This is a genomic window from Mesorhizobium sp. P2_C7 (assembly GCF_056404515.1).
The window spans coordinates 180,202-203,013 of record NZ_JBFUDW010000009.1 but is presented as its reverse complement, the minus strand read 5'-3'; the positions used below and the strand labels follow the sequence as shown (position 1 = coordinate 203,013).

Sequence of the window (22,812 nt, the reverse complement as noted above, 5' to 3'; positions counted from 1 at the left end):
AAATCAGCCCTTGTTCAGGATAAGGCTGGCGGCGCGCTCGCCCACCATGATCGTGCTGATGTTGGTGTTCGCCGAAACGATGGTAGGCATCACGGAGGCATCTACCACCCGCAGGCCTTCAACACCACGGACCCTGCATTCAGGATCAAGGACGGCGAGCCGGTCATTGTCACCACCGATCTTGCACGTGCCGCAAACATGCCAGTTGGGCCAAACCGTCCGTTGCGCCCACTCCCTGAGATAGGCTTCGTCCGCGGTCAGCCTCGATATGTCCATGCCCGGCGCAAACTTGTATTTGTAAAGCAGATCGCGCGGCAAGCCGGGCCGCTCCGACAACTGCGCCGCTATCCAAGTGCTGGCATAGTTCTTGAAGGTCTTTACCGCGAGCGCCCTCGTCCCGTCATTGTATGATGACGGGAACCAGAAATCGACGGTTTCCTTCAGCCTCGGAGAGTCCAGCAGCTTGAAGATGAGGTGCATGCCCTGGACAAGTCGCGCAAGGTCGCGAGGATCGGACGCCATATTCATCTCGACCTTCGGCTCGGTATCCACGCCTGGCCCCTGCAGGCAAACCTCCCCGGTGGAGAAGGACTTATTCACCGCAACCAGCATCGCCCCCATCCGCTTGCCGATAGGATGCCAGCCCGCCTTGTTAGTCGGCAGGATAAGCATGTCGCCGGCGGGACAGTTTTCGAGGCCTGAGGAGTAGCGCAGGCCAAGGAAAATCTGGCGGCGGATGTCATCGGGCAGCCGCGCCTGCTTTCTCAGATGCACCGCGATGCTGACGGAAGGATGCTCCAGCAGGTTCTGACCGACCCCGGGCAGATCCTTCACAGTGGCGATACCATGTTCAGTCAGATGTTGGGCGGGGCCAACACCGGAGCGCATCAGCAACGCCGGAGAGTGCAGTGCCCCGGTGGAGATGATGGTTTCGCCGCCCATGATCCGCCGCTCGGAGCCATCTGGGTTGCGCACGAGCACGCCGATGGCGCGCGACTGTTCAAACAAAATCTTTGTAACGGTCGAATTGGGGATGATGTGCAGGTTGGGACGCTCGCGGGTCAGGCTGTCGAGATAACCCACAGCAGTCGAGACGCGGCGGTTGTACTGGTTGGCGATCGTGATGGGAAAGATGCCATCCGTCGTTTCGCCGTTCAGGTCCTCGCGCATCGGATAGCCGAGATCCTGCATGGCTTCCGCCACGGAGCGGCTGAACCCTGGCCAGCCCTTCTGGAAGATACGCCGGATCGGGATGCGCCCATCCCGGCCATGGATCTCGCCGTCGAAATCGACGTCGCGCTCAAGCTTCTTGAAGAAGGGTAGCACGTCGGACCAGCCCCAGCCCTTGGCGCCCAGCGATTCCCACTCGTCGAAATCGTGCGGCAGTCCGCGAATAGCCATTTGGCCGTTGATGCTTGAGCCACCACCCATCACCTTGGCCTGCTCGAACTTCTGACCGGTGGGCGAGCCGTCGATGACCTGGGTCCTGGTGTGGATACGCAGATCGCGCCAGTGATAGTCCGGATGGAAATAGGCGAAGCCGGGATAGCTGTCGGCGATGATTTCGGGAACGCTTTCCGGTAGCACGTCCGGACCGGCTTCGATCAGGGCGACACTCGTTCGTTTATCCTCGGATAGACGGTGGGCCAAAACGCAACCAGCCGAACCACCACCAACCACTATGTAATCATATTGCATTCTTAAAACCTTATGCCGCGTAACGTGGTGAACCCTCAGCGGGCGACAGTGCCGTGGTCGATCCAGATGGCCTTGTGCCTGAGATATTCCTCAAGTCCGGGTCGCCCCCATTCCTTGCCGAAACCCGACCCCTTATAGCCACCGGCAGGTGAACTCAGATCGGCCGTCCTGCCATGACGGTTGATCCACACCACGCCCGACTCGATCGCCCGGGAAACCCGCAAGGCGGTATTCAAATTGTCGGTGAACACGCTGGCCGCGAGGCCATAAATTGTGTTGTTCGCCAGTTCGACGGCCTGCTGCATGTCAGAGAAGCGCTGAACGGAAAGGATCGGCCCGAAAAACTCCTCCTGCGCCGCTACGCTCTGCTTATGGACATCGTCGAGTATCGTTGGCTGGAAGAAAATTCCGCCGCCGGTGCTGGCGATGCGGCTGCCGCCTGCAACGACGCGCGCACCATCACGCAGAGCGCCGGAAAGAAGTTCCTCAACGCGGGCGCATTGCCTCTCATTGATGATCGGCGAGAGCGTGGTGTCCGTGCTCCATGTCGGACCGGGCTTCACGCTTTTGAACAGCGCGCCGATCTTTTCGATCAGCCTGTCGGCAATGGATTCATGGACGACGAGCCGGGTCCCGGCCGTGCAGCCCTGCCCAGCATTTCCGGTAAACGTCCGAAACGCCTGGTCCGCAACGTAGTCGAGGTCCGGCACGTCGTCGAACACGACGATGGGGCTCTTGCCACCCAGTTCCATGACAACCGGCTTCATGCCGTGGCGCGCCGCCTCGCACACGATGTCCGCCCCGGTGCGCGTGGACCCCGTGAAGCTCACCTTGGACACCAGCGGATGGCGCACGAGCGCCGAGCCAGTGCTCTGGCCAAAGCCCTGAACGATGTTGAGAATGCCGTCCGGCAAGCCGGCCCTGGTGGCGAGCTTGGCGATCTCGACAATAGAAAACGGCGTCAGTTCGGACGGTTTGAAGACAATGGAATTTCCGGCGGCTATCGCGGGCGCAATCTTCATCGTGGCGTTCAGCAGCGGGAAGTTCCAGGGCGAGATGCCAGCGATGACGCCGATCGGTTCGCTCAGGATCAGGCTGAGAGCGCCAGCATCGGTGGCGGTGACGACCCCCTCATGCTTGTCGATATATTCCGAATAGTAGCGGATGAGTTCGGCGCAGACCGGCACGTCGCGAGCCCGGGTCTGGGCGACGAGACGGGTCGAGCTGACCGCCTCGATCGCCGCGATCCGCTCGCGTTCGGCATCGACGAGGTCGGCCCAGGCCCGCATCACTGCGGCGCGTTCACGCGGCGCCTTTTCCTTCCAGCCGCTGGAGCGGAACGCGTTGGACGCAGCGTTTACGGCGCGTGCCACGGTATCGCTGGATGCATTGAACGTATTGCCTGCAACAACGCCGTCGGACGGGCGAATGACCGTAATGGTTTCGTCGCCATGGTCGCCCGCCGCACCGTCGATAAAGTGGCGCCCGTCGAATTCCAAGGCTGTCGGATCAATCTTGCTCTGCATTGCTTCAATTCCACACTTGTTCACTGCGGAGTCCGTAGTTCAATTCCGGATAATCTGGCTGGCGCCCTTGTGCCAGGAGAGCCAGACCCGCTCGCCCGGCCGTATTTCTTCCGAAGGTCCGACCTGCCTGACCTGCAAGATTTGGCCACTGCCGACATCGACCCGGTAGTGCACCGTACCGGAAGAATGCACGACATCCCGTACGGTGCCCACGGCCACATTGTCGGCGGCGGTTGCAGGAGACTTGGCTATGTAAATCGCCTCTGGCCTGACGCAGACCGAGCAGTTGGCCACCGACGATGTCTCGCCTTCGCAGCGAAGATCTATGTTCTGCTCGGTGGCGACAGCGCCGTTGGACGCCTGCCCGACAATCCGGAACAGGTTGGCCTGCCCCAGGAAGCCGGCCACGAAGGCATTTCGGGGCCGATCATAGAGTTCCCGCGGCTCGCCGATCTGTTCGATGCGGCCGTTGTTCATGATCGCGACGCGGTCGGACATGGTCGCGGCCTCGTGCTGGTCGTGCGTGACGTAAAGCACGGTGACGCCGAGCTTGCGCTGGAATTCCTTGATTTCGAACTGCATTTCCTCGCGCAGGTTCTTGTCGAGAGCGCTCAGCGGCTCGTCCATCAGGAGAAGCGTCGGCTCGTATACCGAGGCGCGCGCCAGCGCCACGCGCTGCTGCTGGCCGCCGGAAAGCTGCCCCGGATACCTGTCCGCCATGGGGGAAAGGCGCACGCTTGCCAGCGCCGCGCGTACCTTCTCTTGGATCACCGTCTTAGACATCTTGCGCACCTTGAGCGGATAAGCGACGTTCTGAGCCACCGTCATGTGCGGGAAGAGCGAATAGTGCTGAAAGACCATCCCGGCATTGCGCTTTGACGCCGGGACGCCGACGACGTTCACGCCGTCCACGCTGACCGTGCCGGCAGAAGGCTGCATGAAGCCAGCGGTCACGCCCAGGAGCGTTGACTTGCCCGAGCCACTCGGGCCGATCAGCGAGAAGAACTCGCCGCGACCAACGGTGAAGCTCGTCTTTTCCAGAGCCTGGAAATCGCCATAGTGCTTTTCGACGTTCTCGTACACCAGATGCGATCGAGTTTCGCTATTGATCATTTTAGGGATCTCCACGGCCCCGATGTCCTTGTTCCGCCAGTTAAACACGCTTCTTCTCCCGAGTGACCAGCGCCACCGTGGTGAGTAGAACTAGGGTGATGAGGACGATCACGCTGGAAGCAGCAGCGACGATCGGGGTCATATTGAAGCGCAACTCGCTGAATAGTTGTTTCGGCAAGGTCATCGTGGTCGAGCTAGTGAGGAAGAGAGATAGGATCACTTCATCGAAGGAAAACGCGAACACGAATATCGCCCCGACGACTACCGCAGCGCGGATGCCGGGGAAGGTAACGGTCCAGAACACCGTCCAAGGATCGGCGCCCATGGTTTCGGCGGCCTGCTCAAGCCGACCGGAGCGAAGGCGCAAACTTGCCGAGACCGGCACGAACACCAGCGGAACGCCCATGGCCGCATGGGCCATGATAACGCCGGTGTAGGACCCCAACAGGCCGAGCCGGGCAAGGGTGGCGTAGAGCCCGATTGCCAGAACCACCTGAGGAAACAGCATGGGAGCCATCACCAGCGCCGTGAACGCACGCGTTGATGGGCCTTCGCGCTGCGTCGAGCCCAATGCCGACAGCGTGCCCAGAACGGTGGCGATCAGCGAAGCCGGAATGCCGATCAGCACGCTATTCAAGAACGCGTCGCGATAGGCTTGCGATGCGAAGAGCTCGCGATACCATTCGAGAGACCAGCCAGGCGGGGGAAACGCCAGGTTTCTGCTAGAGCTCAGTGACAGCGGAAAGATCACCAGCGTAGGGACCACCAGATAGAACAGGGCCGCGAACGCTATGACTTTGATCAGGAAGGAGATATTCAAAAGGCGGCTTGCGCCTTCATATCCATGGTCGTGGTTGGAGCTATATTCGCTCATGGCTCAATTCCCTCCAAATCCGCCGCTCTTGCGAGCGACACGCTCGTAAGCCAGGTAGAGTATCGAGGTAATGACGAGCAGCACTGTACCAAGTGCCGAGGCTGCGGGCCAATTGGCGGTTCGGTTGATATATTGTTCGATCAGCACGGAAACCATGACCTGCTGGCGTCCTCCCAGAAGCGCCGGCGTGACATAGAAGCCCACTGAAGTGATGAAGGTCAGCAATCCGCCGGCCATTATCCCTGGTAAGGAAAGCGGAATCCACACGCTTACGAATGTTCGCACTTCGCTCGCGCCGAGCGTTTCGGAGGCACGGATCAAAGTTCTGTCGATACGGTCGAGCGAATTGAGGATCGGGAATATCGCAAAAGGCAGAACGGCATGCGCCATGCCTATGATCACTGCTGTCTCGGTCTGCAATATGCTCAAAGGATTGCCGATCAAGCCCAGATCCAACAGGGACTTGTTAATGAAACCGTAGCGCTGGAAGAGTGCTATCCATGCATAGGCCCGGATGACCACGCTGGTGCAGAAGGGTATAACGACCAGCGCCAGCGTGATCTGCCGCGTCAGACCCGAAGAATTCGATATGTAAAACGCGATTGGATAACCCAGCAACAGGCACACAACAGTTACGATAGCCGATATTCGCAACGTGTTCACGATGACGCGGATATGCGCCTCGCTTTCGACAATGCCCCGGAAAGGGCCGAGGGTCAGCCCGTGATCATAGATGGCGGTACTGACGACGTACAGAAGAGGCCAGACGAACAGCAGGGCAAGGAAAATGGTCGGAAGCCCGACCAGCGAGAAATGGGCCTGTCGACTGGTCACTATCATGCTGTGCTTCCTTTGAAGCCGGCATGCCTCCTAAGGTGGCATGCCGGCTCGGGCGACCTTAGCCCAGGAGGAACTTATTAAATGCGTCAAATGCTGCCTGACCGTTGTCAGCCCACCAGCCGGCATCTTGAAAGACGACGCTCGGAAAATTCCCTGGGCCGGTCGGAAGGGCAGCAAGCTCTTCTGCCGTAAGATATTTTGAAGCGTCGGTGTTTGTCGGCGCATAGGGCGCGACTTTGCTGAGCTCTGCCTGATCCTTTGCATCGGTCATGTGGTCGATGAACATTTGCGCCCACTTGCGATTGGGTGAGCCTAGTGGGATCACGGACGCGTCGCCATCCAGGACGGCCTGATGGAAGTGGTAGTCGACAGGCTCGCCATTCTTGCGAGGATTAAATAGACGCCCCGCCCAGCCAAATTCGAAATCTACTTCATTGTCGGAAAGCATCTGTGCACATTGCGCACCGTGCTCCCAGAACACGAGATCGTCCCCAAGGCCCTTCAAGGCATTTATAGCCGCATCGATGTTCAGAGGATAAAGCTTGTCAGCTGGGATACCAGACCCCAGCGCTGCGATGTCCATTGTCAGTGAAGCATTCTTCCACATGCCTCGGCGTCCTTTGAATTTCGAAGGATCGAAAACATCCTTCCAGTCCTTCGGCGCAGTATCTTTGTTGAACTTAGAGGTGTTCCAGGCCACGACGCTGGCCGAGAGGGAAGTGAGCATATAGTGGTCATTGACCGTCTGTGGGATGAGCTTGGTTTTGTCGATATTGCCGTAGTCCAGCCTTTCCACGAGGCCTTGGCGTGCCGCTATGGCAGCCTCACCAGAGGAGATCGAAAGCACGTCCGCCTGAGACCATGCTTTGTTCTCGACTAGCGCCTTGAGCTGCGAGATTCCCATATACTCGGCTGGGACGATTTTGATGCCGGTCTTGGCCTCGAAAGTATCATAGTGCGCCTTCTTGTACGCATCACGGATGATACCGCCACCGTCCGGAACGATCAGTCGGTCAGGCTTTGATTGCCCGATCGCCGGCATTGCAAGGCCCGCGCTTGCGACCGCGCCAGCTGCCACGCCTTTTAGAACTGTTCGCCTGCTAATCATGCTGCATTCTCCTCTGGGTTGGCCGATTCAGACTCGGCTTGTTTATTATCGAAACTCTGAGCACCATCACCGGACCAGTCGAATGGGCTCATCGGCCACGTGTCGTTGAGACGATATCCTACCGGTAGTGGGTCGGTTGGGCTCAAGACATGGGTGTGAAAGCCTGTGACCCATGCACGACCGGTGATCGTTGGAACGATCCCGCTTTTGTTTCCAATCGTGACCTCCCTCACGATTCTACCGGTGAAGGTGGTGCCGACGATTGAGTCGTGTAGAAAGGGTTCATCCAGACCGATCTCCCCCCGATCGTGCATCACCGCCAGTCGAGCCGAGGTGCCTGTTCCGCAAGGTGACCGGTCCAGCCTTCCCGGCGACACGACAACTGTGTTGCGCGATCTGATTTCACCGGTCCGCAGGCGCTCGATTGGACCGGCAAAAAGCGTCTGGTTGACGGTATGAATCTCGGGATTCTCAGGGTGGATCGCTTCGAACTGGGTAGCGGCGGCGTGCTTTATACGCTCTCCGAGGTTGACCAGTTGCTTTGCATTCTGCGGCGCAATATCGGCCCCGACTTTTGCGGCATCGACGACAACATAGATCATTGCCCCGTAAGCGATATCCACCGTGATCTCGCCCAGGCCCTCGACGCGGATAGGAATGTCCAAGCCGAAGACGAAACAGGGGACGTTTTCGATCGTGATGCCGGTGCACTGACCAGCGCTGCAATGGGCGCGAACCTTTATCAGGCCTCCAGGCGCCTCGAGCACAAGATCGGTAAATGGTTCCTTCATCGGTAGCAGCCCGCTTTCAAGAAGAGCCGTTACTGTCGACATCGTGTTGGTACCGGACATCGGTGGATAGGCTTCCGACTCCATGATTATGAACCCAGCGTCCACCCCTGGCTGAGCAGAAGGTAGCACCAGGTTGACACACTGAATGACTTTCCCGCGCGGTTCATGAAGCAGAAACTGACGTATATCGTCGCGATGCTCCCGCATATACCGAGCTTTCTCAAACATCGAGGTTCCGGGCATGTCGATAATACCACCGACTATCACTTCATTGTGCGCGCCTTCTGCATGCATGCTTATCGTATTAATTGTTCTTTTGAAGCTCATGGAATAAACCTCAAAGAGACGTTTTGATTGTTTTTCATTTCTTATTTCTACGATATTTTTGCAGTGATCGTTTTGGTTCTGGAGTAATTCAACATCGCTTCAAGGCCTTTCTCCCGACCAAATCCGCTGTTCTTGAACCCGCCGAAGGGAGTTTCGACGCCGCCAGCGAAGTATTGGTTGATGAATACCTGACCTGCCTCGACATCCTTGGCAAAACGCAACGCCCTCGAGACATTGGCGGTGTAGATCCCAGCTACCAGGCCGAAACGGGTGCCGTTGGCAAGCCGAATGGCATGCTCGGCATCGTCGGCTACCTGCACGGTCAAGACCGGTCCGAAAACCTCCTCCTGAACAATGTCCGCGCCGGGATCGTCACTGCGGATAATGGTCGGCTCGTAGTACCAGCCGCCTTCCAGGCCCTGCACGACGGCCTTGCTACCGCCGGTTAGAACCGATGCGCCGCTGGCTCTCGCCGCATCTACAAAGCCGGTTACGCGATCGCGTTGCTCGTTCGTTATCAGCGGTCCAAGCTGTGGGTCGTCGCTGCCCCGGCCAAGCTTGAGCGACTTCGCGCTGTTACATACTGACTCGATGAATTGGTCGGCTATTCCCCTCTCCACAATAAGACGGGATCCAGCGGAGCATACCTGGCCAGCATTGGTGAAGATCGCGCGCATCACCCCGTCCAGCGCGGAAGCGTGGTCGGCGTCGTCGAGGACGACGACCGGCGACTTGCCGCCGAGTTCCAGCGTAACCGAGGCCACGTGATCGGCGGCGGCATGCATGACGCGCTTACCGGTCGGAACCGACCCGGTGAACGTCACATGCGCAACACCAGGGTGGGAAACGAGTGCGGCTCCGGTTTCACCGCCCACTCCAGGAACGACGTTGTAGACCCCGTCCGGCAGCCCTGCCCGCTTTAGGATATCGGCTAGAAGGATCGCGCTGAGCGGTGTCTGTTCGGCCGGCTTTACGACAGCCGAGGCACCAGCGGCAAGTGCCGGAGCGACGCCGCGAGCCGTGGTGACAAGTGGAAAGTTCCAGGGAATGATATGTGCTGTAACGCCGACGGGCTCGCGAAGCGTGAACGATACGTGCGAATTGCCGAGCGGTATCGACACACCTTCGAACTTGTCGGCGATGCCGGCGTAATACTCGAAGTAGCGGGCGCTGGTTTCGATATCGCCCTTCGCTTCGCGTAGCGGCTTGCCGCTGTCGAGCGTTTCTATCAGCGCCAGCCGCTGGCTGTCTTCCCGTATCAGAGCTGCCGCGCGCATAAGGACACGCGCACGCTGCGCTGGAGTGGCGTTCCTCCAGTCACCGCGCCAGGCCGCCTCGGCCGCCGCAACGGCTTCGTCAACATCCGAGGCCGACGCAATGGCAACCTCGGCGATCAACTCGCCCGTAGACGGGTCGTGAGTGGGATGCGTCCTACCGTCCGCAGCCTGACGCCTGTTGGAGCCGACAACCATGTGAGTTGGCAGATCTAATTGATTGGAAGCTCTGACATTCATGGGAAAGCTCTTTCAGAAAAGCGCGGGTAACGATGGATTACCGAACGGCCGCGATCTCTTTGAGTGTAGCCGACAGCTTTTCGCGACCAAGCTCATCGAGCCCCAGAAGCGGCTCTCTGGGAAAGCCGCCCGGGCGTCCGAGCAGGCGCATGCCTTCTTTCAGCACGACATAGGGATTGAACCCGGCGCCATACATTGCGTCGTAGAGCAAATCGACCTGCTTCTGCCCACGGATTGCACTGGTGAAATCGCCTTTACGGATCGCGTCGAAGAATGCGAATGAATCCTTGCCCAATACGTTGGGCGACATCGCCACCACGCCGACGGCGCCTCGCTGCATCATAGGGATGAGGTAGTTTTCCAGACCGGTGAAAATCGCCAGTTCGGCGCCGACAGCGCGAACGGTGCTGCTGACCTGCTGCAGGTCCTTTACACTCTCTTTCAACGCCACAACATTGGTGAAGCGCATGAGCGCCCTTAGCGTCTTGGCGTCGAGGTTAACTCCCGTCCTGGCAGGATTGTTGTAGAGCATGAGCGGCAGGCCGACAGCGTCGACGGCGGCAAAGAAGGCCTCTGTCTCGCGCGCGGACGGCAAGACATAAGGCGGGGGCAGGATCAGCGCGCCATCGTACCCGAGCGCCTTGGCCGATTCCGTCAGATGCACTGCGGTAGGCGTGGCAATCGCGCACACACCGGCAATTAGCTTGACGCGGGATTTGGTTTGATCAGCGACGATCCGGAAGAGCTCGATACGCTCCTTGTCCGACATCGAGAACCATTCTCCAGTGCTTCCGGCCACCACGATGCCGTCGACACCTTCGGCTATGAACAAATCCACCATCTCACGCGTGGCTGCCTCGTCCAGACCCCCATCCTGGCGGAACGGGGTGACACAAACTACGAAGTAGCCATTCCAATCTATGCGCCTGCTCACGCTACCACTCCAAATTGAACAATTGCTGGACGCTAGTGGGGGAACCACGGCGTTCAAAACGAATAGATTTCATTCGGACAATGAATGCGCATTGTGGTTGCAGACGCTTGAGCTTGCCGAGCCCATTGCCATACTAGAAGGCGGAAACACGGATTGACGGTATGAGCAGAAAACTCCCTCCGCTAAACGCGCTGCGCTGTTTTGAGGTCGCAGCCCGCAGGGACAATTTCACGCTGGCGGCTGACGAGCTGTGCCTGTCGCCCTCCGCTGTCAGCCACCAAATCAGGCTCCTGGAAGACTATGTCGGCCAGGAACTGTTCGTACGCGACGGCCGGCGTATGGTGCTGACCGAAGCCGGAAAGCTGTATTTTCAACTGGTCAAGGACGCATTGGGCCGGATCGCCGACGCTCGGTCCATTCTTGTGCGGCGCGAGCAGAAGGAAAAGCTGTGCATCGGCGTGCCGCCGGATTTCACGACCGAATGGCTCATGCCCCAGCTTGCGGAATTCATGAGGGAACACCGGGATTTCCAACTAGAGCTCGTCACCTCGCCGAAGGAGAACAGCTTCGTTGACCATAAGCTCGATTGCGAGATCCGTTATGGCCATGGTAACTGGCCGACCGTCCAATCCGTCTTGATAATGAAAGACGAACTGGTCCCGGCATGGAACCCGCGGTTTTTTTCGCTGGATGAGAATCTATCGCACCCGAAAGAAATCCTCGGTCATCTGCTGGTGTTCACCGGCAACCGGTTGGTGAACTGGCTGGATTGGGCCGAACAACACGCCGTCGAGGGCATAGACGAGGCCCCTGTCATGCATATCGACCGCTCGGCGTTGGCCGTCGCAGCTGCGGTGCAGGGGCTTGGTATCTGCCTGGAAAGCAGGCTGTCCATGCATGCCGCCGTTGAGACTGGCGTCCTCAGGATTGCCGAAAATTTCGCATGCTACACGGAAGAGGCGTATTACTTCGTCTATACAAAAGGTGGCGAGCAAGCCGGCCGTGTGCGTGTATTCAAGGATTGGCTTGAGAGCAAGGCTCAGGAAACCTTAGAGTAAGCGATTTGTTGATCTCACCTAGTCTAGAAAACGACTCAACGCTTAGGCTGAACGAATCCGCCGGCTTGTTGGCCCGCTTCGCCCACTGGCCCCCTCCATATAACCGGTGAACAGAAGGCCGGAGTATTCGCTGGGCGCAGAACAGCCGATCCTGAAGCCCTGGTAAGACCGTATGTCCGCCTCTGCCGGTGATGTGGCTCGCCCTACACTGCGCCTCCGAGGGTTGCTCGAGTGGGCTGAGCCGATCCTAAACACAGGAGGACGGGCCGTGGCAGATTAAGTGATGGATCCCAACTCGATCGAAGCGAGCCTCACATCTTCAGCAACATACCCGAACAGTTTGGCCGGATTGTGAACTAGGATATTCTCCAATGTCGGCCGGTCCGGCGCATAACGATACATCAGTTCAAGTAAATCAGCATCATTGGGAGGCTGAACTACCGAGACCGGATGCGGCCAGTCGCTCGCCCAGATGCAGCGGTCGGGCGCAGCCTCGATATAGGCTCGCGCGATCGGGATCACATCATCCCAAGGGGGGCCTGCCTTCGAGATCTTCTCGCCGAGCGAGAGCATCACCCAGAAATTTTCCCGTTCCAGCAAATCGAGCATCTTGCACAGGTTGGGATCGTCCTTGCCGCGTGCAGGGTCGGGCCGTGCCATATGATCGATCAGCACAGGCACGTCGAGCGATTGATACTTCTCGACGCTTGACATGATGCCGTCCTTCTCTGGCTGGATTTTTACATACCAGCCAAGCTCGCGTATCCTCGCGATGGCGCGGGCATAATCTGTGTCCGACAGTACCGCGCCGAGCTCTTTGCGGAAGCTGAAGCGTGCGCCGCGGATGCCAGCATCATGGAGAGTGCTGAGATAGGCGTCGCTTGCTTCCGCGAACACCAGCGCATTGGCGCAGCCGCGATAGTTCGGGCCCATGGCGGCAAGGGCGTCCAGCACGACGGCATGATCGGCGCCGTAAGTAGTGGTCTGCACGATGATGCCGCGCTCGATGCCGAGCGCCTTGTGCATGCGCAGGGCCGCCTCCCACGTTGCAGTCGGCATTTGATAGGCCGCGCCAGGACGGATCGGGTATTTGTCCAGGGGGCCTAGCACGTGAAACTGGCTGTCGACGCACCTCGGAGGCGGCGCCTTGGCAGGACGGCGCGGACTGGGGTCGAACGGTAGATAGCTCGGCATCACAAATCCCTTCAATCGACCACGGCGGTGAAGTCGCACTGTACGAGCGCGCCGCCTTCTAGATCTAGCGGCAACGCATGGCGCGCGGGGCGCGAGTGTTCATCCGGAAACATCTTGAGCCACTCTTCATTGAGCGGGCCGCGCTGAGAACGGTCCTTTAGCCAGACCGTAATCTTGACGATATCGTCGGTGGTGCCACCGGCCGCTTCCACAATGGCCTTCATACATGCGAACATGTTTGAGCATTGCGCCTCAAGACTCTCCGGCATTTGCCCGCTTCCGGGATCGCGCCCCAGGATGACCCCTGACATCACGAGATTGCCCAAGCGGCAAGCGTTCGGAATGGGGTTGACGTGCTTGAAATTGGGGATGTGGATACTCTTGCGCCGCTTCGGAGCCGTCATGAACTCTGAGTCCTCGTTTGCTGGATCAGACGAATTGGCAAGAGACTGAACCGAAGCCGCCATAGTCGGCGTGAAACGTGTCGCCACGGCGAATGTCGACGGGCCGCGTGAACGATCCCGCCAGCACGACCTCGCCGGCCGCAAGATGCTCGTCATGCGGTGCTAGGCGATTGGCGAGCCAAGCGATGCCATTGGCGGGGTGATTAAGTACGCCTGCCGCAAGGCCTGTTTCCTCGATCTCGCCGTTGCGAAACAGCAGCGCGCCGATCCAACGCATGTCAGCGTCCAGTGGACGAAATGGACGGCCGCCGAGCACCAACGCAGCATTTGCAGCATTGTCCGAGATGGTGTCCATAATCTTGCGTCCCTCGCCCGTAGCAGGATCAAGGCGATGCATGCGCGTCTCTAGGATCTCCAACGCCGGCGTCACATAGTCGGTGGCGTTGAGCACGTCGAAGATCGTGCAATCGGGTCCGCAAAGCGGCGCCTTCAGGACAAAAGCCAGCTCGACCTCGATTCGCGGCGCGTGGAAGCGGTCAAAGGGAATCGGGCCGGCATCTGCGTAGAACATGTCAGCGAACAGCACGCCGTAGTCAGGCTCGGCGATGCCGACCGCGCTCTGCATGGCTTTCGAAGTCAGGCCGATCTTGTGGCCCTTGATGACACGGCCGCGATCGAGCTGCAGTAGCGTCCATGCGCGCTGGATGGCGTAAGCATCCTCGATGGTAATTTCGGGGTACGCGCGCGAAAACATCGGGATGAGTATCTTGGTGCGTTCGGCCTCGTCGAGTTGTGTCGCGAGGCGTCCGATCGTCATTACATCAAGCATATCTATAGCTCCGCAAATACGGTGTTACGCAGCACGCCGATGCGACTGGACTCCACTTCAACGAGGTCGCCTGCCTTGAGCCAGCGCGGCGGATCAAAACGCGCACCGGCACCGGCCGGGGTGCCCGTCACGATGATATCGCCGGGCTTCAGCGTGGCGAACGTTGAAAGGTAGGCGATCAAGACATCGAAAGTGAACATCAGGCGCTCGGTGCTGTCCTGCTGGCGTACCTCGCCATTCACGCGCGTGATGATATCGTGCACGCCGCGCGGATCCAGTTCATCCGCCGTTACGATCCATGGCCCGATGCTGCCGGAGCGGTCAAAGTTCTTGCCCTGCGTGACATTGAACTTGCCATGGCGCAGCCAGTCCCGCACCGTGCCCTCATTGCACAGCGTCATGCCGAAAATATGCGACCAAGCCTGTTCGCGCGAAATGTGGCGCCCCCCCTTGCCGATCACAATTGCCAGCTCGCCTTCATAATCGAGTTGCTCGGAGACGCTTGGCTTCTCGATCGGCTGACCAGAGCCGACCATGGAGGATGGGCTGCGTACGAACAGGCTCGGATATTTAGGCAGGTCGGAATCGTCTTTGTATTCGGCGTTGCGCTCGGCGTAGTTCACGCCGATGCACCACAGTTTCTCCGGCGCCGCGATCGGCGGCAACAGGATCACTTGCTCCAGCGCATAATCTGGCCTTTGGCCAGCCACCGCCTGCCGCGCGGTTTCCAAGGCATCGTTAGCAACAAGCGCCTTCAGATCGGGAAAATCCTCGCCGATTCGCCTAGTGAGATCGACGACCCCGCCTTCTATAGCAGCGCCATAGTTCGGCTTTCCGTCGAAGAGATAGCTCAGCAGTCGCAATGCTCGTCCTTCCCAGTTCTTGTGCCCTACGCGGCGGGCCGACTTCGTTCCGCATTCATTCGAGCAATTTGGCGTTTGAAAGGGCGCTGTGTAGCGTGACGATATCGCCAAGGGGCGACCACCATGCGCGATCGGATCGAGCAACGTTGCCATAGTTCACGAGACTCTCGCGGACGTGGATCACGACCTCTCCGAGCATCAGGCTCCTGGGCGCTCCTGGGCGCCTCTGCCGAATCCGAGACAACCCGAAACACGCGCTCCATTCGACCCTCGGAACCGCGAGCTGCGGCACTTTGCTGACTCAGCAACCTTGCGAGCCTGAACTGCTCGATCTTACTGACAATGCGCGGTCTCACTGAGCTTCCAGGCAACGCGTCCATAAGCGGCTTATCCGCGATGTGGATGATGTTGGTATTTGAGGATATTGTGCGCCAGCCATTGTAGTTATCTTTTACGTCTCACTGCGACCGCAGCCACTGCATCCTACCGCCTATTCTGTCGAACCTGGCTTCGGACACCTGTCAGTTGTCCGCCCAGTCTCTTTGTAATCGGCCCATATCATCGTCCGGCCAGATACGATCTTTCGATCCCGGGCTGTACAAGTCGAGCGAATTATGTCGCTATTGTCCATAATGTGGACGCCACAGATGGCTGAATCGAGGGGTAGGACGGAACCGAGGCAGGGCGCGCAGGCGATCCGGCGCGCCTTGACGGTTCTCCGTATTCTCGCCGCTGGGCGGGAGGTGGGTGTGCCACTTGCTGAAGTCGTGCGGGCTACCGGGTTCACCCGTCCGACCGTGCACCGGATCGTTCACGTGCTGGTCGAGGAGGGAATCGTCGAACGGCAAGGCAGCCGCTACGCAATTGGCAATCAGGTGCCCGAATTGGCACTGGCCCATCCGCGCCGCTCGACCTTGCTTCTGGCCGCGGACGCCGCCATGCAGTGCGCGTCAGCAGCGATCGGTGATACACTGTTCCTTACAGTGCGAACCGGCAACGATACCCTGTGCGTGAACCGTATAATCGGCTCCTACCCAATACAGGTGCTGTCGATCGAGGTTGGCTCGCGGCGGCCCCTCGGCGTAAGCAGTGCAGGCGTCGCAATCCTTGCAGCGATGCCGAGCCATGATGCACGGATGATCGTCACGGCCAATAAGACGCGGTTCGAGGCCTATGGAACCGCCCTTGAAACGGTTCTGACACAAATCAGCGCGGCCCGGCGACGCGGCTTCAATTTACGCGAACTTGGCCTCGTTAAGGGGACGAAATCGATTTCCACCTGGATTAAGACGCCTGACGGGCGGCCTGCAGCCGCGATAACCGTATCTGCAGTTCGCGCACGTCTTGGCCCGCGCAGGGAGCAGGAAGTGGCTGAAATCCTCTTGAAGGAGGCGCGTGCAGTCGAGCAAAAGATCCGTTCCACCCCGCCCTGGAATCGATTGGCACTGGAACGCTTACAGTCAACCGATGAATTGGCGGATTGATCTGCTGCACAAGTGTCGCGACAGATTTTCATCGCGTTCTAAAGCGTGTCGCGGTTTAAGGGATTCGGGATCTGGCTAATGCTCCTGCTCCGGGACAACAGGCCTTAGCGGCACCACGTCGGGCAAGAAAGTCCTGCAATAAGCAACCGATGCCGCTAGCGCCTCAAAACGGAAGCTGTCTGTTACATGCCCATGCCTTGCGTAGGAGAGCATCCAAATCCCGTCTTGGATGGCGATCACGGTGGCAAATTTGAGTTCATGTTGGGGCAGATATGGCATAACTAAATATTGATTGAGCCAATGATAAGGTAGTGACGAAACTTTCGCAGTAAACTCATTGTCCAGCTTTCGCACCTCTGAGATAACGCTTCCGGAAAGAAAGAGGACACCCACGACAGGATTAGAATTGTAATACTCTGTGAGACGGCTTAATCTGAGTGCGATAAAATCTGGCCAATTCTGCAATCGCTTTAGTTCAGCAGGCTCTATGAGTCGCTGGACCCGTTGGCTCAATGCTTCCAGATGTCTTCTTCCTAATTCGAGAAAGGCCACCTCCGGTTTCGGGAAGAAATGATATGCCGAAGCCGCAGGAACACTTGCTTGTCTCGCGATATCATAGATACCAATTTCCCTCATATCTCGCTCGGCAAGCAACTCTCCAGTCGCGGTCAATAGCGCTTCAAAACGCAAACGGCTCCGCTCCTGAGTAGGTAACCTTGCCGCCGGCGGCAAGCCTGCAGTGCGCGTCATTTCGCCAACATCCCATGCAAACACGATTTTAATCGAGATCCGACATCGATTAAGGTGCGCTTATACGCCAGGTCGGCTGATATCTACAGCTAGAATCGATGTTTTCTGCCAAAGATGGGTACATGTTCGCTGCGCGAAAGCCATCAGCTTAGACTCAATTGGAGCCGATCTCCTTAGAGAAGAAAAACGTTGCCCGCCCTTTTTGCGATTGACCCCAGGTGAAGATCATCCAGACGGTGCGCGAGAAGTTCTCGTGGCTGCAATGCGAGGCGCCCCCCAGCCGCCGGCGCCGTTCCATGTCACGCCGCGCGGCTTCGCCGGGCCGAACCTGCTGGCGATGGTACTGTTCGAGAAGTTTGGCCAGCATCGGCCACTCAATCCGCCCGAGCGAGTGCTATGCCCGCGAGGGCGTTGATCTCGGCCTTCGACCATGGCCGACCATCTCGGCGCATGCACTGTGGCGCTTCCGCCCCTCCATGCTCTAATCGAGAACCATGTTCTGGCAGCGGTACGCCTGTAGGTGGCGACACCACGGTACCGATACTGGCGAAGAAGACGCCCTTATTCGGATTGCTGCACAGCCCTACGCTTTCTCAAACTGGCGGTACGGCCCCGGATCGAACCAGTTCATCCCCGCTGACTCAAGAGCGTTTTCCGGATCAATAGATATGCCGTCACCTGCCTCGTTGGCAGAGTGGAAATTCAATTCGAACTGAACGCCATTCGGATCGTAGGTAAAGAGTTGCCAGAGCGCGGTACCAGGGATGGTGCGCTCGCGGTAGGGAATACCCAGCGTTCGAAGGCGTTGCCGCGTCTCGCCGAAACCGTGCGCGGACAAGGCAATGTGGTCAATGGCGCCGGTCCCCTGCGGCACTCGCCCATCATTATCAAGAGCCGAATCACCTGTATAGAGATGCAGGATCGAACCACCCTGTGGCGTGCTAAGTTGCATCCAATAGCCTGGAAAATTGAAAGCGGGCCTAGCTGCTTCAACCATGCCAAATATTTGCTCGTAGAATCGCTTTGTCGCTTCAGGCTTGCTGGTTTTGATAGCGATGTGAAAGAGATTGGTGATTGGCATATGATGGCTCCAGGCATTTATACCGGTCACATTCTTGTGGACAGCTTCCGCAGGCTTAAAGAAGTTGACTTGAAGTCAAGCGCCCGGACGGATCATGTGACCACGAAAGAGACTGCCTTGCTCCACCAAGTCACCGGCCACAGCCCGGTAACTTGCGACATGCTGCGACGCTATGTGTCGATCCCAAAGGGCGCGGCTCTCCCATAGTTCACTGAACATCCAGCTCTGACCATCCTCGGCCTCGCTCAACTCGTAGCGCAAGCATCCCTCCTCAGCCAATGTCGGAAGCACCATCTCCTTGAGAACATCCCTGAGGACGTCGGCCTTGCCAGGTTTTGCTTTGACGCTGCCAATAACTGTAAGTGTCGTCATGAATGAAAACTCCTTGAGGATTTTGCTTGGAAGGGCTTGGCGTTACGAGGGCAATGCCGCGCAGTTGATTGCGGTTAAGGCATCAGGCCGGGCGCCTTTGATTTTCGTGCTTTGATGATGCTTGAAAGCTGTACGGTCACCAATACAAAAATGCAGATTGTTACCAATATCGACGAGATGGCGGCAACAGTTGGATCAACCTGATCTCTCATGTTCTCGAACATTTTCTTAGAAAGGGTTGAAGCGGAACCGCTGGATATGAACAACGCAACTACGACATCGTCGAAGGAGGTTATGAAAGCGAATAGCATTCCAGAAAAGATAGACATTTTGATCTGGAGCAGTGTTACCGTAAAAAATGCACGCGAAGCAGAAGCGCCGAGACTGCGCGCCGCCTTTTCCAAGGCAAAATCAAACCCCTCCAAGCCGTTTCCAACCGCTATCATCACAAACGGTATAGCTAGCGTAGTATGCGCGAGCACCAGACCAACCAGTGTGTTATTCAGGCCCAGCTTGGCAAATAAAAAAAATGTCCCGATCGCAATGAATATCATTGGGATCGTCATCGGTAATACCAAAACGCTCCGTGTAAGGGAGTGCGCGCGGATTTTGGACTTATGCAAGCTATAGCTCGCGGCTGTCCCAGCGATCGTGGCAAGCAGCGTTGTCGAAATGCCAACCTTTACAGACATCCAGGTTGCCGTGCGCCACTCGGGGGACGACAAGAAAGTTTCATACCAGCGAAGGCTCCACGCTCTTGGAGGAAATTCAAACGACTGCGATGCTGAAAATGACATCGGAATTACAATCAGGCACGGAATTACTAGGAACAGGATCGTCAACAACGCCAAGGCATAGAGCCAGAGCCTCTGACGGTGGGTGATCTGGGTCGACGTGGCGGGCCTATCAAGTCTCATCTTGAGCCGCCCCTTCCATGAAGCATGCGGGAAAGAAGGCGCAATGAAAACAGAAAGAGCCCAGTCACCACAACCAACGTAACGCCAAGTGCGCTCGCCGCCCCCCAATTTGAATAGACCCTGATTGCGTCCGCCATCATCACCGACAAAGTGGCGACCCTGCCGCCGCCGAGAAGGGCCGGCGTCAGATAGAAACCCAAGCCCATCACGAATGTCAGCGTGACCCCGGCGAGCAAGCCTGGCAAAGTCAACGGCAGATAAATTTGCCAGAAGGCCTTCGTTGGTCCTGCGCCGCAGCTAGCCGCGGCCCTCATCAGCGATGAATCAATTACTTTCATCGAAGCGTAAAGGGGCAGGATCAGAAACGGAAGCATCACATGTACCATCCCGATGATTGTTCCCGTCCAATTGTTCACCAATGTCAGGGGCTCCGAAATAGCACCCGTCCAAATCAGAAGCTTATTGATGACTCCATGCCGTTGAAGCAGGACAAGCCACGCGTAAGTCCGCACGAGAACCGAGGTCCAGAACGGCAAGAGAACTAACACAAGCAGGATCTGAGCCGCCCGGGGCGGCAGTTGTGACAGCAGATAGGCTACGGGGTAGCCAAGAAGAACGCACAACAGAGAAACCACCGCAGAGAGCTCCAGTGTGCTGAGGAACGCTTGGACATAAGCAGGACGAAGCAATCTGAGATAATTTTCCGCAGACGGGGCACCCGAAGTGTCAAACATCGAAGTCCACGCCAAGAATCCAAAAGGCAGCAAAATTATAACGCCTACAAGGCATAGTGCCGGCAAAGTGAGGCCGGCGTAGACCCACTCTTGGTATTGGCCCTTGATGAGCTTACAGCGGGAGACGTACATGGTAGCTCCGGGCACTATTCGGCCAATAGACTTGTCGACTTGTGTCTCAACCACAAAACGACTCGGTCTCCCGGCCTTGGCAGGGATTCGCGAACCAAGGGGGTATGTTTTACGGCGATTTCATACTTGTCGAACAACATAAGGGATATGAGGGAGTGATCTCCGCGGTAGACCACGTCGACCACTTTCCCCTCGAGACGATTGTCACGATCAGGGTCCCCACTCCATTCAAGGCATTCCGGCCGAATCGTCAGCTCCACATTCTGGCCGGAGCTGCTGAAGTCGTCAGGAAGCGAAAGCTTCTGACTGCCATTTAAAAAGTACCCGCCTGTTCGCCTCTCGACGGGCAGGAAGCGGGTTTCACCCAAAAAACTCGCAACAAATTTTGAGTTTGGCCTCTCATACACTGCCTCCGGCGTATCAAATTGACAAACCATGCCTTCGGTCAGGATCGCTATGCGATCGGACATCGTCAAGGCCTCCTGCTGGTCATGAGTCACATAGATGGTGGTGGTGCCTAAGCGCTTATGCAGCCGCTTTAGTTCTATTTGCATGGACTCGCGAAGGTTCTTATCGAGAGCCGAGAGCGGTTCGTCCATGAGCAATATCTTGGGCTCGAAGACGATTGCCCGTGCAAAGGCCACGCGTTGCCGCTGCCCTCCAGATAGTTCGTCAATTCTGCGCTGGTGCAGATGCCCCATCTGCACTAGGTCCAGCGCTTCAAGGACCCGCTTTCGTATTGAGCCAGCAGGTATACTCCGCAGACGAAGCGGATAAGCTACGTTGCCGAACACGTCCATATGCGGGAAAAGAGCATAGTTCTGAAACACTATACCCAAGTTTCTCTTGTGGGGCGGTTTCGCAATGAACTCCTCCCCATCGACCATAAGGCTCCCCTTGCTGGGACGCTCGAACCCGGCAATAACATTGAGCAACGTCGTCTTTCCAGACCCGGAGGGGCCGAGGAGGGTAACGAACTCCCCAGCCCTAATGGTCATCGATACATCTTGAAGCGCCGTAAAGTTTCCATACGTCTTGGTGACGCCAACTATCGAGAGCGTGCCTGGCTCTAATGTCTCGACGTGATTCATGGTTTATTTGGTCGTTAGGAGGGTGTATTCCTCCATTACACTGTCGTTATTCTCGGACCACCAAACGGCATCCATCACAGCTTGCTTCTTCAAATTATCCGGGGAGGAGTTGGACTTGGCGACGACTTCAGGAGGCGCCTTGGTCAAGGCATAGGCGAGACTGTTCGGCGATCCGGCATATGGCATGAATTCGGGCAGTCGAGCCTGGATCTCGGGAGAAACCGCCGCCGCAATGAACTTTTGAGCGGCCTCGACATGAGCGGCACCCTTCGGAATTGCGAGGCACGCAACATCGATCATGCCGTCTTCAAAGGTGAAATCGACCGGCGCGCCGTCCTTAATCAGGGCCTTTGCTCGACTAACGAAGATCGGCTCCATGTCGACCTCGTTGTCCTTGAGCAGTTGTTGGGCCTGCGATCCCCCCTGGAACCACACCGAGATGGACGGCTGAATCTTCTCAAGAGATGCGAACGCCCTCTTTACGTCGATCGGGTAAAGCTTCTCCCGATCGACACCGTCTGCCATCAGAGCAATTTCCAGCATCTGGTTCGGCTTGTTATGGAAAGCCCTGCGTCCTGGGAACTTGGTCACGTCCCAGAAGTCCTTCCAGTTCTTCGGAGGATTGTCCTTGTATACGTCGGTACGCCAGGCCAGGACCCACGAATAAGTATTGATACCTATCCAGTCGATCCCGAATTGAGCCTTGCTGTATCCCTCACTGCTAATCTGCTTGTAATCCAGCGGCTCGAAAAGCCCCTCTTTGGTCCCGGCCGCACACTCGTCGGAACCGAGTTGCACGACGTCCCAGCCTGGCGAGCCTGATTGAACCTGAACGCGGACTGCCGCGATCCCATCGAGGGTCTGCTGCGTCAGTGTGAGGCCTGTCTTCTCCGCTGCAGGCCCAAGAACCGCCTTGACCAGGTCGTCTTGCTGTGCGCCGCCAAACCCAGCAAAGACCACGGATTTGGATTCGTCGGCCAATGCCGGCCAAGCGACTGCGGCAAATCCGAGCGCGACGTAAGTCATCCACGATTTTTTGATCATTTGTTTCCCTTTTTTTACTAGCTGATTTATATTCAGCCTTGGCATTCACCGGTCGACAACTCTTGGTGGTCACCTTACGATGCAAGCAAGGTCGATAGTAGGCCGACACAACGACTAGGGACCTGTGCCAGAAT

22 protein-coding genes and 1 pseudogene are annotated in these 22,812 nt (G+C 57.6%); 3 read left to right on the top strand and 20 right to left on the bottom strand.

From position 1 onward, the window contains the following. Nucleotides 1-3: 3 nt before the first annotated feature. From AC1D2G_RS20270 to AC1D2G_RS20230, 9 genes are read right to left on the bottom strand one after another with little or no spacing between them, the layout of a single operon-like run. Nucleotides 4-1,698 (bottom strand): GMC family oxidoreductase, encoded by a 1,695-nt coding sequence (locus AC1D2G_RS20270; protein ID WP_477416146.1) that lies wholly within the window; start codon nt 1,696-1,698, stop codon nt 4-6. Nucleotides 1,699-1,733: 35 nt separating this feature from the next. Then, nucleotides 1,734-3,224: an aldehyde dehydrogenase family protein gene (locus AC1D2G_RS20265; protein ID WP_477416144.1), complete on the bottom strand. Its 1,491-nt coding sequence runs from the start codon at nt 3,222-3,224 to the stop codon at nt 1,734-1,736. A 39-nt stretch (nt 3,225-3,263) separates the two neighbouring features. Next, on the bottom strand, nt 3,264-4,385 hold the full coding sequence (locus AC1D2G_RS20260) for an ABC transporter ATP-binding protein (protein ID WP_477416142.1): 1,122 nt from the start codon (nt 4,383-4,385) through the stop codon (nt 3,264-3,266). Beyond that, nucleotides 4,378-5,211, bottom strand: coding sequence for an ABC transporter permease (locus AC1D2G_RS20255; RefSeq protein WP_477416140.1), 834 nt, complete (start codon nt 5,209-5,211; stop codon nt 4,378-4,380). The genes AC1D2G_RS20260 and AC1D2G_RS20255 overlap by 8 nt, the downstream gene beginning before the upstream one ends. Nucleotides 5,212-5,214: 3 nt before the next feature. After that, nucleotides 5,215-6,051 (bottom strand): ABC transporter permease, encoded by an 837-nt coding sequence (locus AC1D2G_RS20250; protein ID WP_477416138.1) that lies wholly within the window; start codon nt 6,049-6,051, stop codon nt 5,215-5,217. Nucleotides 6,052-6,109: 58 nt separating this feature from the next. Continuing rightward, nucleotides 6,110-7,159: an extracellular solute-binding protein gene (locus AC1D2G_RS20245; protein WP_477416136.1), complete on the bottom strand. Its 1,050-nt coding sequence runs from the start codon at nt 7,157-7,159 to the stop codon at nt 6,110-6,112. After that, entirely contained in the window at nt 7,156-8,277 is a 1,122-nt protein-coding gene (locus AC1D2G_RS20240; protein ID WP_477416134.1) for a proline racemase family protein, read from the bottom strand. Before AC1D2G_RS20240 ends, AC1D2G_RS20245 begins: the two co-directional genes overlap by 4 nt. A 47-nt stretch (nt 8,278-8,324) precedes the next feature. Next, nucleotides 8,325-9,791, bottom strand: a complete 1,467-nt coding sequence (locus AC1D2G_RS20235) for an aldehyde dehydrogenase family protein (protein WP_477416132.1) — start codon at nt 9,789-9,791, stop codon at nt 8,325-8,327. Between the two features lie 37 nt (nt 9,792-9,828). Then, nucleotides 9,829-10,725 (bottom strand): dihydrodipicolinate synthase family protein, encoded by an 897-nt coding sequence (locus AC1D2G_RS20230; RefSeq protein ID WP_477416130.1) that lies wholly within the window; start codon nt 10,723-10,725, stop codon nt 9,829-9,831. Between the two features lie 161 nt (nt 10,726-10,886). Between AC1D2G_RS20230 and AC1D2G_RS20225 the strand changes: the two genes are divergently transcribed. After that, nucleotides 10,887-11,783 (top strand): LysR substrate-binding domain-containing protein, encoded by an 897-nt coding sequence (locus tag AC1D2G_RS20225; RefSeq protein ID WP_477416128.1) that lies wholly within the window; start codon nt 10,887-10,889, stop codon nt 11,781-11,783. A gap of 276 nt (nt 11,784-12,059) precedes the next feature. On the opposite strand, the gene AC1D2G_RS20220 is transcribed toward AC1D2G_RS20225, so the two are convergent. The 4 genes from AC1D2G_RS20220 to AC1D2G_RS20205 are packed head-to-tail and all read right to left on the bottom strand — an operon-like array spanning nt 12,060 to nt 15,073. Next, a complete protein-coding gene (locus AC1D2G_RS20220) occupies nt 12,060-12,977 on the bottom strand; it encodes an amidohydrolase family protein (RefSeq protein ID WP_477416126.1) in 918 nt (305 codons plus the stop codon). An 11-nt stretch (nt 12,978-12,988) separates the two neighbouring features. Next, nucleotides 12,989-13,381 (bottom strand): RidA family protein, encoded by a 393-nt coding sequence (locus AC1D2G_RS20215; protein ID WP_477416124.1) that lies wholly within the window; start codon nt 13,379-13,381, stop codon nt 12,989-12,991. Nucleotides 13,382-13,406: 25 nt separating this feature from the next. Further along, entirely contained in the window at nt 13,407-14,210 is an 804-nt protein-coding gene (gene hpaH, locus AC1D2G_RS20210) for a 2-oxo-hept-4-ene-1,7-dioate hydratase (protein ID WP_477416122.1), read from the bottom strand. 2 nt (nt 14,211-14,212) lie between these two features. Further along, a complete protein-coding gene (locus AC1D2G_RS20205) occupies nt 14,213-15,073 on the bottom strand; it encodes a fumarylacetoacetate hydrolase family protein (RefSeq protein WP_477416303.1) in 861 nt (286 codons plus the stop codon). A 632-nt stretch (nt 15,074-15,705) separates the two neighbouring features. On the opposite strand from AC1D2G_RS20205, the gene AC1D2G_RS20200 reads away from it, so the two are divergent. After that, a complete protein-coding gene (locus AC1D2G_RS20200; protein ID WP_477416301.1) occupies nt 15,706-16,557 on the top strand; it encodes an IclR family transcriptional regulator in 852 nt (283 codons plus the stop codon). 75 nt (nt 16,558-16,632) lie between these two features. Here AC1D2G_RS20200 and AC1D2G_RS20195 read toward each other — a convergent pair whose 3' ends face one another. Further along, on the bottom strand, nt 16,633-17,307 hold the full coding sequence (locus AC1D2G_RS20195; protein ID WP_477416120.1) for a TetR/AcrR family transcriptional regulator: 675 nt from the start codon (nt 17,305-17,307) through the stop codon (nt 16,633-16,635). Between the two features lie 215 nt (nt 17,308-17,522). Between AC1D2G_RS20195 and AC1D2G_RS20190 the strand changes: the two are divergent. Continuing rightward, nucleotides 17,523-17,859, top strand: a pseudogene (locus AC1D2G_RS20190) (transposase); the annotation flags it as partial. A 31-nt stretch (nt 17,860-17,890) separates the two neighbouring features. Here AC1D2G_RS20190 and AC1D2G_RS20185 read toward each other — a convergent pair. The 6 genes from AC1D2G_RS20185 to AC1D2G_RS20160 all read right to left on the bottom strand — a co-directional run bounded on the left by AC1D2G_RS20185 (nt 17,891) and on the right by AC1D2G_RS20160 (nt 22,678). Continuing rightward, nucleotides 17,891-18,388, bottom strand: a complete 498-nt coding sequence (locus tag AC1D2G_RS20185; protein ID WP_477416118.1) for a VOC family protein — start codon at nt 18,386-18,388, stop codon at nt 17,891-17,893. Between the two features lie 75 nt (nt 18,389-18,463). Next, nucleotides 18,464-18,760 (bottom strand): putative quinol monooxygenase, encoded by a 297-nt coding sequence (locus AC1D2G_RS20180; RefSeq protein WP_477416116.1) that lies wholly within the window; start codon nt 18,758-18,760, stop codon nt 18,464-18,466. A 74-nt stretch (nt 18,761-18,834) separates the two neighbouring features. After that, nucleotides 18,835-19,677: an ABC transporter permease gene (locus AC1D2G_RS20175; protein WP_477416114.1), complete on the bottom strand. Its 843-nt coding sequence runs from the start codon at nt 19,675-19,677 to the stop codon at nt 18,835-18,837. Further along, the gene (locus tag AC1D2G_RS20170; RefSeq protein ID WP_477416112.1) at nt 19,674-20,411 is read right to left on the bottom strand and encodes an ABC transporter permease; all 738 of its coding nucleotides are present in this window, start codon (nt 20,409-20,411) and stop codon (nt 19,674-19,676) included. The genes AC1D2G_RS20175 and AC1D2G_RS20170 overlap by 4 nt, the downstream gene beginning before the upstream one ends. A gap of 146 nt (nt 20,412-20,557) precedes the next feature. Continuing rightward, nucleotides 20,558-21,634: an ABC transporter ATP-binding protein gene (locus AC1D2G_RS20165; RefSeq protein WP_477416110.1), complete on the bottom strand. Its 1,077-nt coding sequence runs from the start codon at nt 21,632-21,634 to the stop codon at nt 20,558-20,560. 3 nt (nt 21,635-21,637) lie between these two features. After that, complete coding sequence (locus AC1D2G_RS20160; RefSeq protein ID WP_477416108.1) at nt 21,638-22,678, bottom strand: ABC transporter substrate-binding protein; 1,041 nt, start codon at nt 22,676-22,678, stop codon at nt 21,638-21,640. Nucleotides 22,679-22,812 lie beyond the last annotated feature (134 nt).

Excerpts from the sequence above, each read along its gene's own strand:
- AC1D2G_RS20185 (WP_477416118.1), bottom strand. The coding sequence starts at position 18,388 with ATGCCAATCACCAATCTCTTTCACATCGCTATCAAAACCAGCAAGCCT.
- AC1D2G_RS20245 (WP_477416136.1), bottom strand. The coding sequence starts at position 7,159 with ATGATTAGCAGGCGAACAGTTCTAAAAGGCGTGGCAGCTGGCGCGGTC.
- AC1D2G_RS20250 (WP_477416138.1), bottom strand. The coding sequence starts at position 6,051 with ATGATAGTGACCAGTCGACAGGCCCATTTCTCGCTGGTCGGGCTTCCG.
- AC1D2G_RS20165 (WP_477416110.1), bottom strand. The coding sequence starts at position 21,634 with ATGAATCACGTCGAGACATTAGAGCCAGGCACGCTCTCGATAGTTGGC.
- hpaH (WP_477416122.1), bottom strand. The coding sequence starts at position 14,210 with ATGCTTGATGTAATGACGATCGGACGCCTCGCGACACAACTCGACGAG.
- AC1D2G_RS20160 (WP_477416108.1), bottom strand. The coding sequence starts at position 22,678 with ATGATCAAAAAATCGTGGATGACTTACGTCGCGCTCGGATTTGCCGCA.
- AC1D2G_RS20225 (WP_477416128.1), top strand. The coding sequence starts at position 10,887 with ATGAGCAGAAAACTCCCTCCGCTAAACGCGCTGCGCTGTTTTGAGGTC.
- AC1D2G_RS20265 (WP_477416144.1), bottom strand. The coding sequence starts at position 3,224 with ATGCAGAGCAAGATTGATCCGACAGCCTTGGAATTCGACGGGCGCCAC.
- AC1D2G_RS20235 (WP_477416132.1), bottom strand. The coding sequence starts at position 9,791 with ATGAATGTCAGAGCTTCCAATCAATTAGATCTGCCAACTCACATGGTT.
- AC1D2G_RS20270 (WP_477416146.1), bottom strand. The coding sequence starts at position 1,698 with ATGCAATATGATTACATAGTGGTTGGTGGTGGTTCGGCTGGTTGCGTT.
- AC1D2G_RS20180 (WP_477416116.1), bottom strand. The coding sequence starts at position 18,760 with ATGACGACACTTACAGTTATTGGCAGCGTCAAAGCAAAACCTGGCAAG.
- AC1D2G_RS20220 (WP_477416126.1), bottom strand. The coding sequence starts at position 12,977 with ATGCCGAGCTATCTACCGTTCGACCCCAGTCCGCGCCGTCCTGCCAAG.
- AC1D2G_RS20175 (WP_477416114.1), bottom strand. The coding sequence starts at position 19,677 with ATGAGACTTGATAGGCCCGCCACGTCGACCCAGATCACCCACCGTCAG.
- AC1D2G_RS20170 (WP_477416112.1), bottom strand. The coding sequence starts at position 20,411 with ATGTTTGACACTTCGGGTGCCCCGTCTGCGGAAAATTATCTCAGATTG.
- AC1D2G_RS20240 (WP_477416134.1), bottom strand. The coding sequence starts at position 8,277 with ATGAGCTTCAAAAGAACAATTAATACGATAAGCATGCATGCAGAAGGC.
- AC1D2G_RS20195 (WP_477416120.1), bottom strand. The coding sequence starts at position 17,307 with ATGACGCGCACTGCAGGCTTGCCGCCGGCGGCAAGGTTACCTACTCAG.
- AC1D2G_RS20215 (WP_477416124.1), bottom strand. The coding sequence starts at position 13,381 with ATGACGGCTCCGAAGCGGCGCAAGAGTATCCACATCCCCAATTTCAAG.
- AC1D2G_RS20200 (WP_477416301.1), top strand. The coding sequence starts at position 15,706 with ATGTGGACGCCACAGATGGCTGAATCGAGGGGTAGGACGGAACCGAGG.
- AC1D2G_RS20255 (WP_477416140.1), bottom strand. The coding sequence starts at position 5,211 with ATGAGCGAATATAGCTCCAACCACGACCATGGATATGAAGGCGCAAGC.